This window comes from Skermanella pratensis, assembly GCF_008843145.1.
Lineage (GTDB): Bacteria > Pseudomonadota > Alphaproteobacteria > Azospirillales > Azospirillaceae > Skermanella > Skermanella pratensis.
On sequence record NZ_CP030265.1, the window covers coordinates 2312807 to 2328425 of the forward strand.

The window sequence follows — 15619 nt, forward strand, 5'->3', positions numbered from 1 at the left end:
GCGGGGACGGTCCCGCCGCCGCGGTGCTCCGTCAGACTGTACAGGCCAATGTTTCCTCTAGTCCAGAAGAGGTAGGCCCATTGGCCGAATTTTCGTCCGGGTGTTGCCCGTCTGCGGACATGCCTTCGACCACCGCGCGGATCAGGCGGAGCCCCAAGTCGTCCTCGACCGACAGAACCGACTCCGGGTGGAACTGGACGGCGGCGAGGGGAAGGCGCCGGTGCTCGATCGCCATGACGACGCCGTCCTCGCTGACCGCGGTCACTTCAAGATCCCCGGGGAGGGAGGCCCGCTCGGCGAACAGGGAATGATAGCGCCCGACGCCGAACCCGGTCGGCATTCCGGCGAACAGCCGCCCGCCGGTCACCCGGACGCGCGACGGCTTGCCGTGCATCGGCTGGTCCAGCACACCGAGTCGCCCGCCGAAATGCTCCACCATCCCCTGCAAGCCCAGGCAGACCCCGAACACCGGCACGCCCAGCTCCAACGCCATGCCGAGGGTCGCGGAAACGTCGAAGTCCGCCGGCCTGCCGGGGCCGGGGGACAGCACCAGCAGGTCGGGGCGGTGTGCGGCCATGCCCGCCCGCGCGGCGTCGGCGCGCAGGGTCGTCACCTCGGCGCCGGTCTGCCGGAAGTAGTTGCCCAGGGTGTGGACGAAGCTGTCATCGTGGTCCACGAGCAGGATCCGCTTGCCGACGCCCGGCCGGGTCGCCGGAGCGCCGGCGGGGCCGGCTTCGCCGTCCGTCCGCCGGATGGCGTCGAACAGGGCCGAGCCTTTCAGTCGGCATTCGGCGTCCTCGGCCCGGGGATCGCTGTCAAACAGCAGCGTGGCGCCGACCCTGACCTCGGCGATCCCGCGGCGGAGCCGGATCGTGCGCAGCGTCAGCCCGGTGTTCATGCCGCCGTCGAAGGTCAGGCAGCCGATCGCGCCGCCGTACCACCGGCGGGGGGACTTCTCGATGTCCTCGACGAACTGCATGGCCCGCCGCTTCGGCGCGCCGGTCACCGTGACCGCCCAGGTATGGCTGAGGAAACCGTCAAGCGCGTCGAACCCCTCGCACAGCATTCCTTCCACGTGGTCCACCGTATGGATCAGCCTGGAATACAGCTCGACCTGGCGGCGGCCGATCACCCGCACCGAGCCGGGCTCGCAGATCCGCGACTTGTCGTTGCGGTCCACGTCGGTGCACATGGTCAGCTCGGCCGCATCCTTGGCGGAATTCAGCAGGGTCAGGATCTGCGCGGCGTCGCCGATCGGATCGGCGCCCCGCGCGATGGTGCCGGAGATCGGGCAGGTCTCGATCCGGCGACCCTCGACGCGGACATACATTTCCGGCGACGCCGATACCAGGAACTCGCCGTCGCCCAGGTTGACCAGCGCGCCGTAGGGCGACGGGTTGGCCCGGCGCAGCCGGCGGAACAGGGTGGCCGGACCGCTGGTCGAGGGCTCCGCGAAGACTTGGCTCAGCACCGTTTCGAACAGGTCGCCCCGCTTGAAGGCTTCACGCGCCCGCTCCACCGCAGCCGCATAGTCGCCCGGCTCGTGGTCGCATGCGGGCGGTCCGGCGGTACCGACCGGCGGCACGCCGTCGTAGGGGCAGGGGGCGGTCGCCCGGGCCAGCCCGTGGGTCCGCTCGCCCGCCGCGGCGAACTCGTAATGGTGGATCGTCGCCGTGGCCGTGACATGGTCGACCACCAGCACCTCGTCGGGCAGGTACAGCACCATGTCGCGCTGGTCGCAGGCCCGCTCCAGCCGGCGCCGGATCGGCTCGAACTGGAAAGCCAGGTCATACCCGAAGGCGCCGTAAAGGCCGAGCCTGCGGTCCTCCGCCGACTCGAACAGGCGGGATACCGCCCGCAGCACCGAGAAGACGGAAGGTTGCCGGCTCCGTTCCTCCTCGGGGAAACCCGGCGCCGCCTCCCGCACCCGGCACTGGATCAGGCCGGGCGCGACTTCCAGCCGCTCCAGGGCTTGCAGATCCGCCAGGGCCTCGGCGATGGCGCGGACGAGCACCCGGCCGCGCGGGTTCAACGCCTCGATCCGGACATGGCGGTCGCGGGCGGTCAGCATCACCGGAGGGTCGACGAACCCCAGGTCCCACCGGGTATAGCGGCCGGGATAGTCGAAGCTGGACGACAGCAGCACGCCGCGCCGCCGTTCCAGCGCGTCCACCACAGGTTCGACGGCGCCCTCGTAGGGCTGCGGGATCAGCCGGCGCTCGACGTGGATGCCGCCGCGCGTGCGATAGGCGAGGGATTTCGGAGGCTCTGTCATGGTCGTGGTTTCCTTCGGGTCTCGCGATTCCAGGTGCCGCGACGGAGACCGAACGGAAATACCACGTCCTTTTCTCGGAAAAGACGAAGGCCGCCCGGAACCCGTGGCGGCCTCGATGTCGATCACAGCGATCGTCAACGCGTGAGGGTTGGCCGCCCGGTTACACGGGCCACCACCAACGCTGCGCTGCTGCGACGATGAAGCTGTTCATGCGGACGACGGTGCCACGCCGCCCCTGGGCCGGTCAAGCGCCATTCCGCCGCTGCCCGAAAGGCGCCGGGCCAGCGTGCCGCATCGACAGGATCCCATTGCGACGGTAACCGCTGGCCATCGTTCACCCGGCGCGGCGCTTTCGCGATCATCGCCCCCCATACCAGCACCGGACGCCCCAGACATGGACCACGACTCCAACAAACCCGAAGCCGCCGACCGTTACACGAGCTTCGCCGGCATCGACTGCGCCGGCAACAGCCGCCGCCTGGTCGAGGCCATCCGACGGCATATCGACGACCCGGCCAAGACCGACAAATTCTGGGAAGCGTTCAAGGTCAAGCTGGCCCATGCCGAACGGGAGCCGGACAGCCGCAAGGCGGACGAGCTTTGCCTGCTGTGCTCGCATGTCTGCTACATCGACGATCTGTTCGAGGAATACGGCGACGAGGAGGGATCGAGGCTGCTGCGGCTGCTCGAGGTCGAATGCTGCTGACGGGAGCCGGCGAATCGGCCGGTCACCCGACGCCTTCGACCGCCGCTCCCGTGACCACCCCCGCATCGTCCTCGCCCGCCTGGGTGAACAGGTAGGGGACGAAGCTGCGGTGGTGCTCGTTCACCGTCAGGTGGCTGCCGATCGGCGGGAAGGCCCTTTGCTGGCAGTCCCCGCGCTCGCAGATCCGGCAGCTCACGCCGATCGGGACGGCGGCGTCGGCGTTGCTGATGTCCAGCCCGGCGGAGTAGACGACCTCCGAGGCGTAGGCCGCCTCGCAGCCGAGGCCGATGGCGAACTGGCGGCTCGGCTTCAGGTAGGCGCCGGCCCGTTTCGTCACGCTGCGGGCGACGCAGATATAGGCGACTTTGTCCGGCATCCGGGCAAGCTGGACCAGGATCTTGCCCGGCTGGGCGAAGGCCTCGTGGACGTTCCACAGCGGGCAGGCGCCGCCGAACCGCGCGAAGTGGAACCGCGTGGCGCTGTGCCGCTTCGTGATGTTGCCCGCCATGTCCACCCGGACGAAATAGAACGGCACGCCGCGGGCTCCCGGCCGCTGGAGCGTGCTGAGCCGATGGCAGACCTGCTCGAAGCTGACCGCGAAACGGCTCTGGAGCTGCTCGATGTCGTGGCGGACCGCCCTGGCCTGCGCGGCGAACACCCGGTAGGGCATCACGAGCGCGCCCGCGAAATAATTGGCAAGCCCGACGCGGCAGATCGACTTGGCATCCTCGGTGGTGAAGTTCGCCTCGGCGATCAGCTGCTCGATCGTCTCGCTCTGGCCCAGCAGCGCGATCTGGTGCGCCAAGTGGAAGGCCCGGCTCGGACCGCTCAGCAGGGCCGACAGGAACAGCGTGCCGCTCGCCGGGTCGTAGCGCCGCATCGCCGTTTCGCCGTCGTGGTCGGCGACGATCCTGATCCGCACGTCGTGGCGGACCTTGAGGTGATTCATCAGGTCGGTCTGCATGTCGGCCTGGCGGAAGCCTTCCTGCTCCGACAGCTTCTCCGCGGCCTCGTCCAGCGGGCCGACATAATTGTTGGAATAGTGGAAATAGTCCCGCACCTCCTCGTACGGGAACTGCGGCCCGGCCAGCGCCTGCCCGCGCTCGTGGCTCGACAGGGTCTCGGCGAGCGACTGGACCCGCTCCTGGAGCTTCTGGTAGGCTTGGTGCAATACCAGCGAACGTCGCGCCAGCTCCGGCGAGGCGGCGGCGGCGTTGCGCAGCTCCGACATGCCGATCGGCCCGCCGGAGAACAGCGGGTCGGCGAGCGCCTCCCGCAGGTCGGAGACCAGCCGGGCCTCCTCGTCCTCCACGAATGTCGCGAGATCGATCTCGAAGATGGTTCCGATTCGCAGCAGTACGGGCAGCGTCAGCGGCCGCTGATTGTTCTCGATCTGGTTCAGATAGCTCGGCGACAGTTCCAGCAGTTTCGCAAGTGCTGCCTGCGTCAATCCGCGCTGTTCGCGCAGACGGCGCAGCTTGTAGCCGAGAAAAAGCTTCTTTTGCATACTAATCTATGCCGAAAATTCGCAAGCTTCGCAGTCTTATCATCCCTTTCGGCGAAGCTTTTTGCAAGTTCGCTCTTTTGTTATGGGACAATCATTGCAACCCTGCCAACGATGCAAATAAGGTGCGCTGCTGCTCTCGGGTGCCGAAGGCGGGGCTCAGGCGCATGGGTTGCGAAGGCGTGGAGCGCGGTTGTATGGCGCACCGACCTGGGGTGCGCGGGCGTGGATTGAACGGGGGAAACGACGGATCATGCAGGAAGTCCTTGCAAAGCTCGAACAGATGCGCGCCGCGGCACGGGCGGGCGGCGGTGAACGGCGTGTCGAAGGCCAGCATGCCAAGGGCAAGCTGACCGCCCGCGAGCGGATCGAGCTGCTGCTCGACGAGGGCTCGTTCGAGGAGTGGGACATGTTCGTCGAGCACCGCTGCGCCGATTTCGGCATGCAGGAGCAGAAGGTGCCGGGCGACGGCGTCGTCACCGGCCACGGCACCGTCAACGGCCGGCTCGTCTTCGTGTTCTCGCAGGACTTCACCGTGTTCGGCGGCTCCCTGTCGGAAGCCCATGCCGAGAAGATCTGCAAGGTGATGGACCAGGCGCTCAAGGTCGGCGCGCCCGTGATCGGGCTGAACGACAGCGGCGGCGCCCGCATCCAGGAGGGCGTCGCCTCGCTCGGCGGCTACGCCGAGGTGTTCCAGCGCAACGTCATGGCCTCGGGCGTCGTACCGCAGATCTCGCTGATCATGGGACCGTGCGCCGGCGGCGCCGTGTACTCCCCGGCCATGACCGACTTCATCTTCATGGTGAAGGACAGCTCCTACATGTTCGTGACCGGGCCCGACGTGGTGAAGACCGTCACCCACGAGGTCGTCACGGCGGAGGAACTGGGCGGCGCCATGACCCACACGGCCAAGTCGGGCGTGGCCGACCTGGCGTTCGAGAACGACGTCGAGGCGCTGCTCCAGACACGGCGCTTCATCGACTTCCTGCCCCTGTCCAACCGCGAGAAGCCGCCCGTCCGCGTGACCGCCGACCCCGGCACCCGCGACGACTTCTCGCTGGACACCCTGGTCCCGGCCAATCCGAACAAGCCCTACGACATGAAGGAACTGATCCTGAAGGTCGTGGACGAGGCCGACTTCTTCGAGATCCAGCCGGATTATGCCAAGAACATCATCACCGGCTTCGGCCGCATCAACGGCGGCACGGTCGGCGTGGTCGCCAACCAGCCGATGGTGCTGGCCGGCTGCCTGGACATCCAGTCCGCGATCAAGGCCGCCCGCTTCGTCCGCTTCTGCGACGCCTTCAACATCCCGATCGTGACATTTGTTGACGTTCCCGGCTTCCTGCCGGGGACCGCGCAGGAATACAACGGCATCATCAAGCACGGCGCCAAGCTGCTGTTCGCCTATGCCGAGGCGACGGTGCCCAAGGTCACCGTGATCACTCGCAAGGCCTATGGCGGCGCCTACGACGTCATGGCGTCCAAGCACCTGCGCGGCGACGTGAACTACGCCTGGCCGACCGCCGAGATCGCGGTCATGGGGCCGAAGGGCGCGGTGGAGATCATCTTCCGGTCCGACATCGGCGACCCGGAGAAGATCGAGCAGCGGACCGAGGAATACCGCCAGAAGTTCGCCACCCCCTTCGTGGCCGGCAGCCGCGGCTACGTCGACGACGTGATCATGCCGCACGGAACCCGGCGCCGCGTGTCCAGGGCTCTCGCCATGCTGAAGAACAAGCAGCTCGAGAATCCCTGGAAGAAGCACGACAACCTCCCGCTCTGAAGGCGCGACCACCATGTTCTCCAAGATCCTTATCGCAAACCGTGGTGAGATCGCCTGCCGCGTCATCAAGACCGCGCGGCGCATGGGCATCAAGACCGTCGCCGTCTATTCCGAAGCGGACTCCGCGGCGCTGCATGTCGAGATGGCCGACGAGAAGGTCCTGATCGGACCGGCTCCGTCGGCCCAGAGCTACCTGGTCGCCGACCGCATCATCGAGGCGTGCAGGCGCACCGGTGCCCAGGCCGTGCATCCCGGCTACGGCTTCCTGTCGGAGAAGGCCGAGTTCTGCGAGGCGCTGAAGGCCAACGGCATCACCTTCATCGGACCCGACGTCCGCGCCATCGCGGCGATGGGCGACAAGATCGAGTCGAAGAAGCTGGCCCACGCGGCCGGCGTCAGCACCGTCCCCGGTTACCTGGGCGTCATCCCGGACGAGGACGACGCGGTCCGCATCGCCAAGGACATCGGCTATCCGGTGATGATCAAGGCGTCGGCCGGCGGCGGCGGCAAGGGGATGCGAGTCGCCTGGAACGACGAGCAGGCTCGGGAAGGCTTCCGCTCCGCCCGCAACGAGGCGCGCTCCAGCTTCGCCGACGACCGCGTGTTCGTCGAAAAATACATCGAGCAGCCGCGCCACATAGAGATCCAGGTGCTGGGCGACGCCTTCGGCAACACCCTGTACCTGGGCGAGCGCGAATGTTCGATCCAGCGCCGCCACCAGAAGGTCATCGAGGAGGCGCCGAGCCCCTTCATCGACCCTGCGACCCGCAAGGCGATGGGCGAGCAGGCGGTGGCGCTGGCCAAGGCGGTGGAATACAAGTCGGCCGGAACGGTCGAATTCATCGTAGACGCCAACCGCAACTTCTACTTCCTGGAGATGAACACCCGACTCCAGGTCGAGCATCCGGTGACCGAGCTGGTCGTGGGACTGGATCTGGTCGAGCAGATGATCCGCGTCGCCGCCGGCGAGAAGCTGAAACTGCGGCAGGAGGACATCGAGCTGAACGGCTGGTCGATCGAGGCCCGAGTCTATGCCGAGGATCCGACCCGCGGCTTCCTGCCCTCCACCGGCCGGCTGACCCGCTACGTCCCGCCCGCGGAGGACGCGCACACCCGCGTCGACACCGGCGTTTACGACGGCGGCGAGATCAGCATGTTCTACGACCCGATGATCGCCAAGCTGATCAGCCGGGGCGCCGACCGCAACAGCGCGATCCATCACATGCGCGAAGCGCTGGACAAGTTCCAGATCCGCGGCGTGGCGCACAACATCAGCTTCCTGTCGGCGCTGATGAACCATTCGCGGTTCGTCGAGGGCCGCCTGACCACCAACTTCATCGCCGAGGAGTTCCCCGACGGGTTCCATGGCCTGTCGCTCGACACCGACACCAACGAGCGGCTGATGGCGGTCGCGGCCTCCGTGCAGCGCAAGGTGGAGGAGCGGGCGGCCACCATCAGCGGCCAGATGCCGGGAACCCGCCACAAGGTGGCGCCCGACTGGGTGGTCCGGACCGGGAGGACCAACCATCCCTGTACGGTCGAGGCGGTGGACGACGGCTACGACGTGGTCTTCGGCGACAAGAGGTTCGAAGTCCGCTCCGACTGGGAGATCGGCCAGCCGCTGTGGACCGGCACGGTCAATTACCGGCCCCTGTCGATCCAGCTCGACCGGGTCGGCACCGGTTATCGGCTGATCCATGCCGGGGCCGAGATGAAGGCGCAGGTGCTGACCCCGCGCGCTTCGCACCTCGCCGAGCTGATGCCCGTCAAGCTGCCGCCCGACATGTCCAAGTTCCTGCTGTCGCCCATGCCCGGCCTGCTTGCCCGCGTCGCGGTCGAAGTGGGGCAGGAGGTCAAGGCCGGCCAGGAACTGGCCGTGGTCGAGGCCATGAAGATGGAGAACCTGCTGCGCGCCGAGCAGGACGGCAAGGTGGCGAAGATCCACGCGGCACCGGGCAGCAGCCTCGCCGTGGACCAGATCATCATCGAGTTCGCCTGAGCGTCGGCGACCCTTGGATTCGAAAGTGGATGACATGAAGTCACTCTCCCCGACCCACCCGACCCTGCTCGGCACGCTGGCACCCGGCGGAAGCCTGATCCGCGCTGCGGGGTTCGCGCTCGCCGGCAGCCTGCTTCTGGCCCTCTCGGCCAAGGCCCAGGTGCCGTTCTGGCCGGTCCCGATGACGATGCAGAGCCTGGTCATCATGATGCTGGGCATGGCTTATGGCAGCCGGCTCGCCATGGCGACCGTCCTGCTCTACCTCGCCCAGGGGATGGCCGGCCTGCCGGTCTTCGCCGGCGCCGGCGCCGGGTTCGCCTACATGACCGGACCGACCGCCGGTTACCTGCTCGGCTTCGTCGTGGCCGCCGGCCTGATCGGCTGGCTGGCCGAGCGCGGCTGGGATCGCAGCCCGGTCAAGGCCGTGGCCGCCATGTCGATCGGCCACGCCCTGCTGTTCATTCCCGGCGTCGCCTGGCTTGCCGTGCTGTTCGGGATGGACAAGGCCGTTGCCGTCGGCCTGACGCCCTTCGTAGCCGCGACGCTGCTGAAGACCGCCCTGGGCGCCGCACTGATGCACGCCGCCTGGACCGTGGTCGTCCGCCGGTCGCAGAACCGGGACTGATCGGGCATAGGGCGCGCGCCTCCGCCAGGGGGCGCGTTCCTGCATGCTGCGGCACGTAACCGCATGGCCCATTGCCTGTTCTGATACGATACCGTTCCGAAGACACAGTCGAAAAGACGCTTAGCCGCCCCGGAGGATTGTCCCATGGTCGATTTCCCCAAGAAGACGCTGGCCGACTGGACCGCGCTCGCCACCAAGGACACCGGCGGCGCCTCGCCCGACACGCTGGTCTGGGACACGCCGGAGGGCATCCCGGTCAAGCCGCTCTATACCGCCGACGACCTCGCCGGGCTGGAACTGGAGACCCTGCCGGGGTTCGCGCCGTACACGCGCGGGCCGCGCGCCACCATGTACTCCCACCGGCCCTGGACGATCCGCCAGTATGCCGGCTTCTCCACGGCGGAGGAGAGCAACAAGTTCTACAAGCAGAACCTCGCGGCCGGGCAGATGGGGCTGTCGGTCGCCTTCGACCTGGCGACCCACCGGGGCTATGACAGCGACCATCCGCGCGTGGTCGGCGACGTCGGCAAGGCCGGGGTGGCGATCGACAGTGTCGAGGACATGAAGCTTCTGTTCGCCGACATCCCGCTGGACAAGATGACGGTCTCGATGACCATGAACGGCGCCGTGCTGCCGGTCCTGGCGGGCTACATCGTCGCGGCGGAAGAGCAGGGAGTCAGCCAGGACAAGCTGGCCGGGACCATCCAGAACGACATCCTCAAGGAGTTCATGGTCCGCAACACCTACATCTACCCGCCGACTCCCAGCATGCGGATCGTCGCCGACATCATCGAGTACACGGCGCTGAACATGCCGCGATTCAACTCGATCTCGATCAGCGGCTACCACATGCAGGAGGCCGGAGCGACAGCGGTGCAGGAACTGGCCTTCACCCTGGCCGACGGGCTGGAATATGTGCGCGCGGCCAAGTCCAAGGGGTTGAAGGTCGATCAGTTCGCGCCGCGCCTGTCGTTCTTCTTCGCGATCGGCATGAACTTCTTCATGGAGATCGCGAAGCTGCGGGCCGCCCGCCTGCTGTGGGCGCGGCTGATGCAGAAGAATTTCGAGCCGAACGACGCGCGCTCCCTGGCGCTGCGCACCCATTGCCAGACTTCCGGCGTGTCGCTGACCGAGCAGGACCCCTACAACAACATCATCCGCACGACGGTGGAGGCCATGGCCGCCGTGCTGGGCGGCACCCAGTCGCTGCACACAAACGCCTATGACGAGGCGCTTGGCCTGCCGACCCCGTTCTCCGCCCGTATCGCCCGCAACACGCAGCTAATCATCGCGGAGGAGACCGGCATCCCCCACGTGGTCGATCCGCTCGGCGGCTCCTACTACATCGAGGCGCTGACCAACTCCCTGGCGACCCACGCCCAGGCGCTGATCGACGAGGTCGAAGGGCTGGGCGGCATGACCCGCGCGGTCGAGAGCGGCATGCCCAAGCTGAAGATCGAGGAAGCCGCCGCCAAGCGCCAGGCCCGCATCGACCGGGCGGAGGAGGTGGTGGTCGGCGTCAACAAGTACCGGGTCGCCAACCCCGAGAAGGTCGACGTGCTGGACATCGACAACACCGTGGTGCGCGAGCAGCAGGTGGCGCGACTCCAGCGGATCCGGGCGAGCCGGGACGAGGCGGCGTGGCGGGCCTCGCTCGACGCTTTGACCCGGGCGGCGAAGGACGGCAGCGGCAACCTGCTCGACCTGGCGGTCAAGGCGACCCGCGCCCGGGCGACGGTCGGCGAGATCTCCGACGCGCTGGAGTCGGTCTTCACCCGGCACCGCGCGGTGATCCGCTCGGTCAGCGGCGTCTACGGCGCGGCGTACGAGGGTGACGAAGGTTTCGCCACGATCCAGCAGGAGGTCAGGACCTTCGCCGAGGAGGAGGGGCGGCGTCCCCGCATGCTGGTGGTCAAGATGGGACAGGACGGTCACGACCGAGGCGCCAAGGTGATCGCGACCGCCTTCGCGGACATCGGCTTCGACGTCGATGTCGGGCCGCTGTTCCAGACTCCGGACGAGGCGGCCCGCCAGGCGATCGAGAACGACGTCCATGTCATCGGCGTATCCAGCCAGGCCGCGGGCCACAAGACCCTGGTCCCGTCGCTGATCGAGGAGTTGAAGAAAGCCGGCTCAGACGACATCATCGTGGTTTGCGGCGGCGTCATTCCGCCCCAGGATTATGATTTCCTGCTGAAGTCGGGCGTCGCGGCGATCTACGGCCCGGGCACCAACATCCCGAAGGCGGCCCACGAGATCCTTGGATTGCTCCGTTAGAAAACCGGCAGCTGCGGCAAATCGACATTCAGGCCGGCGGTTGCGGCATTTCAATGTGCCCGGCCGCCGGCCATCGCATGCTCAGGCGACAGTCGCCGCACCAGGAGTTTCCGAGCATGCGCTTCGCCCTTACCAGCCTCGATCTGGAAACCGTCACTCCCCACGCCGGCCGGTGCCGGAGCTTCCTCGTCTACGAGGCCGAAGCGGGAACGGAGCCGGTCAAGGTCAAGGACCTGTTCCTTGCGGATGATCAGATTTTCCACGTCTTCGAGGGCGATGGTCCACATCCGCTCGACGAGGTTACCGTCGTGATCACGGGGAATGCCCGGGAGAAGTTCATCCGGAAATGCGCGAACCGCGGTATCCACGCCGTCCTGACCTCGGAAATGGACCCGGTCGCTGCGGTCAAGGGGTACTTTGCCGGCACGCTGCCTGGTCCGGCGCCGCTGCCGGAACAGTGTGATCACGAACACTGACGGGGTGCGACTATCCGACGGACCGGCCGGCCAGCGTCGGCTTGGCATCGCCCGGGCGCGGGGTGAACACGGCCTGGGTGATCGCCCGCTCGATCTGCTCGCGGGTGAACGGCTTCTTGATGACCGGTCCCAGATAGTCGAGGCCGCGCTGCTTGAGTTCCTCGGCGAACGCCGTCACGAAGATGATCGGCAACGCCCGCGACTCCCGCAGCGCCTGGGCCGTGGTGATGCCGCTGCCACCATGCGCCAAGCGCAGGTCCATCAGCGCCAGGCTCGGCTGGTTGGCGGCGGCAGTCGCCAGCGCCTCTTCCATCGTGGCGGCGGTGCCGCAGACCTTGTGGCCCATGGCCAACACGGTCTCGGTCAGGTCATAGGCAATGATCGCGTCGTCCTCGACGATCAGGATGTTCGCGACCAGCTGTTCGCGCATGGCGTTCTGGGCATGGCCGAGTGCTTCACGCACCTGCTCCACCGGCACCCCGATCACCTCTGCCGCCTGCGCCGACGGCAATTCCTCCAGGCTGACCAGCAGGAAGACGCGGCGTTCGAATTCCGGAAGGCTGCTCAGCGCCGCCTCGATCGGGTGCGCGGGCTCCGGCGCCTGGGACGGGCCGGGCTGGGCATCGAACAGGCTGTTGAGCAACGCATAAAGCCGGCGCCGCGTTGCCGTTTCCTCGTCGCCTTCCAGGTGATAGCGCTCGGGGTCGGCCAGTGCCGCTTCCACCGCGCGCGTAACCAGATCGTCGCCGAGCGACGTGGAGCCGGTGAGCGCGCGCCCGTAGCGTCGCATGTACGGCAACTGAGCCATCAGTCTCCGGGCTTGCGCTTCCATATATCCTCCGCAGGTCCCCTTCCGTTCCTTGAAGGGATGATGTCTGTTTATCCCGCGCGCGGAACGAATTCAAGCCGACTGCGCAAGTGTAGTCCCTGGCCTCATTTTTGAATGAGCATAAAGAGTAGTGCGGCAAATGATGGTCTCTGCTGCGCTACAGGTTAAGTCTTTTGGGATAGTGCCTGCCGGTTCGGTGCCGACAGAGGCAATTGGCCGCTGCGTTTCTTGCACGGCGTGATCTCATAAGGGTTTATGATCGTCCTGATCATCAGAAGGTCGGTGAATACCACCGGGTCCACCCATGTCGATTGCGCGGCATGATTTTCGGTCGGACCGCATCATGACAGGGAGTCACCATGAACGAGTATGATAGGGGCGGCCCAGTGCGGTCCGTCGCAGTCTGGGACTTGCCGGTGCGCCTGTTCCATTGGCTGCTGGCGGCGGCGGTCGGGACCTCGTGGGCGAGCGGCGAATTCGGCTGGATGCGGATCCATTTCCTCAGCGGCTACCTGATCCTGACGCTGCTGCTGTTTCGGCTGGCCTGGGGCTTTGTGGGCAGCAGGTCAGCCCGGTTCAGCGATTTCCTGAAGGGGCCGGGCGCCGCGTTCGCGCATCTGCGCGAGTTGAGGTCTTCGGGCAGCCATGGCCACCCCGTGCTTGGCCACAATCCGCTGGGCGGCTGGATGGTCGCGGCACTACTCCTGGTCCTGTCGGTTCAGGCAGGAAGCGGCCTGTTCACCAGCGACGATATCCTGGTCGACGGGCCGCTGGTCGCCCATGCCGGAAGCGCCGTGGTGAAGCTGCTCAGCACGGTCCATCGCCTGGCTTTCAACCTGATCCTGGCGATGGTCGCGGTTCACGTCGCCGTCATCGCCGGCTATCTGCTTTTTCGGGGGGAGAACCTCGTCCGGCCGATGCTGACGGGGCGCAAGATCGTCCCGGACGGCTTCACCGTCGATCCGCCGCGCCAAGTGGGCCCGCTGCCGGCCGCCCTGGTCGCCTTGATCGCCGTGGCGCTGGTTGCGGCGCTGGTGACGGCCGCCTGACCGACCGACGCCGATAGGATGAAACCTCCGGCGCCGGCCGAGCCGGAGAACGGGTTATTCCGACCGGTAAGTGTCGTGGCAGGTCTTGCAGGTTCCGCCGACGGCCCCGAACTGCTTCTGCACCGCCGCCTTGTCTCCGGACGCGACCACCTGGACGAGCTTGGCGGTTTCGGTTTCGAACGCCTGGGCCTTTGCGGCAAAATCGGGGAAGCTGGTCCAGATCACCGGCTTGGCCTTGGTGTCGCCCTTGTCGGACCCGGCCGGGAAAAGGCCAGGCACCTGCTTGGCGAAGGAGGCGAGGGACTGCGCCGGGGTGGCGGCGCCACCCAGGTCGGCGCCGTCTTCCAGGATCTTCTTGATGGCTCCCATCGCCTTCTTGTTGCCGTCGAAGCCTTCCTTGCGGACCTTCACCGGATCGTCGGCGGCCTGGACGCCGGTGGACAGGATGCCGGCGCCGACCAGGAGCGCGCCGGCGATGACCGCCACGGCGGCAATGCTGCTCTTCCGCATGATTATTTACCTCGCAATTGGGGGTTATCTGTTGTGGAGCGGAGAGTCGAAGGACGCGGATCGGTTGTCAAGGCGGTGCCGGGGGACCGCTCTGGCGGGCAGCCCGGCACCGGCTCGAAAGTGTTCGTTCCAGCCCCGGAACCATGCACCCGAGCGGTGGGTTATCCCATCGCGATGCAGGATCTGTTGCTTCTCACTCCCCACATTCCCCACCCGGAGCAATCCGGTTCCTCGCAACGCGCCTGGCGTATGCTGCGGCATCTTTCGGGGCGCTATCGGGTCCATCTCGGCTGCTTCGCGGACGACTCGATCGACCGGCGGCAGGAAGGCTTTGTCCGCCAGTTCTGCCACAGCGTATTCTTTGCCCGCGGTTGCCCGCCGGTAGCCAAGGGGCCGGGACCGGCGGGCCTGTTCGGATTCAACCGGCCTTTGCGGCCGGGCAGGGATGCGGGACTATCCATCTGGGTCGAGCGAATCTGGAGCGAGCGCCGTCCAACCCGTGTCCTGGCGCTCTGCGCCGCCATGGCGCCCTATGCCCTGATGCATCCCGACCTGCCGGCGCGCCGTGTCCTCGACCGTTCGGATATCGACGGCAGTCCCTGGGGAGAGGATTCCGCGACCGAACATTGGCGGCCCGCCCAGGGAATCTGGCGCTGGCTTCAGACCCGGGAACTGCGCGCGATGCTGCTTCTGGACCAGCACCGCCTGGCCTCCTGGGATGCCAGCCTGTTGAACTCGGCCCCGGCGGTTGCCAAACTCCGGCGATTGCTGCCCGAGGTCGCCGGCCGGATCCACCATGTTCCCGACGGCATCGATACCGTCCGGTTTGCGCCCAACGACGGCCGCTACGCCCCGCCGCTGCCGTTCGGCGGCCGCTCGATCCTGATGGCCGGCGCGCTGGACGGGCCGGCCGACGCCGAAGCGGCGAAGTGGTTCGCCGTCGAGGTCCTGCCCCGCGTGCGCGCCGTGGCGCCCGATTGCCGGCTGATCCTGGCGACCCGGGATCTCGGTTCCGGGCTGCCGCCACCCACGGCCTGTCCGGGCGTGACCCTGGCGACCGGCGTCCGCGACATGCGCCCCTGGCTCGCCCATGCCGCCGTCGTCGTGGCGCCGTTCAGCCTGCCCAACCCCCGTCCGGTGCTGGAGGCCATGGCGATGGGGCGTCCCGTCGTCGCGACGCCGGGCGCGCTCGGCGGCCTCCGCGAACAGATCGAGCAGGATCTCTGGCTTGCCGCGGAGCCGGCGGACATTGCCGAAGCCGTACTCGCCGCCCTGTATCAACCGCTGGGGACCGCGGTCGGGCGGGCCGCCCGGGCCCGCGTCCTGGCATATCACTCCTGGGAAGCGGGGCTGGCACGGCTCGACGCGGTTCTCGAAGGGCGCGCCATGCCCTGCATCGAGCGGACCCGTCCGATGACCATGGGGTGAACCGGCTGCGGCCCCTTTCCCGGGCAGAGGGCGGATTCAGCGGCATCTCGCCGCAGCTCTATCGTATGGCGGCCACCGGAATCGTATAGGCGGGCATTGCCGGTTCAGCCATGCTATAGCGCGGCCAGCGGGTGGTTACCGGGCGCCGGGGCAAC

The 15619-nt window shown here is 67.4% G+C and carries 12 protein-coding genes; 8 read left to right on the top strand and 4 right to left on the bottom strand.

The features are described 5' to 3' along the window. Positions 1-31: 31 nt before the first annotated feature. Positions 32-2275, bottom strand: coding sequence for an anthranilate synthase (locus DPR14_RS10455; RefSeq protein ID WP_158045071.1), 2244 nt, complete (start codon positions 2273-2275; stop codon positions 32-34). Positions 2276-2669: 394 nt separating this feature from the next. On the opposite strand from DPR14_RS10455, the gene cowN reads away from it, so the two are divergent. Next, complete coding sequence (cowN, locus tag DPR14_RS10460; RefSeq protein WP_158045072.1) at positions 2670-2981, top strand: N(2)-fixation sustaining protein CowN; 312 nt, start codon at positions 2670-2672, stop codon at positions 2979-2981. Positions 2982-3003: 22 nt separating this feature from the next. Here the strand turns inward: cowN and DPR14_RS10465 are convergent, their stop codons facing one another. After that, positions 3004-4488 carry a helix-turn-helix domain-containing protein gene (locus tag DPR14_RS10465; RefSeq protein WP_158045073.1) on the bottom strand — a complete coding sequence of 495 codons (1485 nt, stop codon included), beginning with the start codon at positions 4486-4488 and terminating at the stop codon, positions 3004-3006. Positions 4489-4738: 250 nt separating this feature from the next. Between DPR14_RS10465 and DPR14_RS10470 the strand changes: the two genes are divergently transcribed. The 5 genes from DPR14_RS10470 (at position 4739) to DPR14_RS10490 (ending at position 11648) form a co-directional block, all read left to right on the top strand. Further along, positions 4739-6271 (top strand): acyl-CoA carboxylase subunit beta, encoded by a 1533-nt coding sequence (locus DPR14_RS10470; RefSeq protein WP_158045074.1) that lies wholly within the window; start codon positions 4739-4741, stop codon positions 6269-6271. 13 nt (positions 6272-6284) lie between these two features. Beyond that, the gene (locus DPR14_RS10475) at positions 6285-8270 is read left to right on the top strand and encodes an acetyl-CoA carboxylase biotin carboxylase subunit (RefSeq protein ID WP_158045075.1); all 1986 of its coding nucleotides are present in this window, start codon (positions 6285-6287) and stop codon (positions 8268-8270) included. Between the two features lie 34 nt (positions 8271-8304). Beyond that, positions 8305-8895, top strand: coding sequence for a biotin transporter BioY (locus DPR14_RS10480; protein WP_158045076.1), 591 nt, complete (start codon positions 8305-8307; stop codon positions 8893-8895). 144 nt (positions 8896-9039) lie between these two features. After that, on the top strand, positions 9040-11172 hold the full coding sequence (gene scpA, locus DPR14_RS10485) for a methylmalonyl-CoA mutase (protein ID WP_158045077.1): 2133 nt from the start codon (positions 9040-9042) through the stop codon (positions 11170-11172). A 116-nt stretch (positions 11173-11288) separates the two neighbouring features. After that, the gene (locus DPR14_RS10490) at positions 11289-11648 is read left to right on the top strand and encodes a NifB/NifX family molybdenum-iron cluster-binding protein (RefSeq protein ID WP_158045078.1); all 360 of its coding nucleotides are present in this window, start codon (positions 11289-11291) and stop codon (positions 11646-11648) included. 10 nt (positions 11649-11658) lie between these two features. On the opposite strand, the gene DPR14_RS10495 is transcribed toward DPR14_RS10490, so the two are convergent. Further along, complete coding sequence (locus DPR14_RS10495) at positions 11659-12456, bottom strand: PhyR family response regulator anti-anti-sigma factor (RefSeq protein ID WP_246149152.1); 798 nt, start codon at positions 12454-12456, stop codon at positions 11659-11661. A gap of 380 nt (positions 12457-12836) precedes the next feature. On the opposite strand from DPR14_RS10495, the gene DPR14_RS10500 reads away from it, so the two are divergent. Next, positions 12837-13526, top strand: coding sequence for a cytochrome b/b6 domain-containing protein (locus DPR14_RS10500; protein WP_158045080.1), 690 nt, complete (start codon positions 12837-12839; stop codon positions 13524-13526). A gap of 54 nt (positions 13527-13580) precedes the next feature. On the opposite strand, the gene DPR14_RS10505 is transcribed toward DPR14_RS10500, so the two are convergent. Further along, positions 13581-14036: a c-type cytochrome gene (locus DPR14_RS10505; RefSeq protein ID WP_158045081.1), complete on the bottom strand. Its 456-nt coding sequence runs from the start codon at positions 14034-14036 to the stop codon at positions 13581-13583. Positions 14037-14285: 249 nt separating this feature from the next. Between DPR14_RS10505 and DPR14_RS10510 the strand changes: the two genes are divergently transcribed. Then, a complete protein-coding gene (locus DPR14_RS10510; RefSeq protein ID WP_192499394.1) occupies positions 14286-15464 on the top strand; it encodes a glycosyltransferase family 4 protein in 1179 nt (392 codons plus the stop codon). Positions 15465-15619 lie beyond the last annotated feature (155 nt).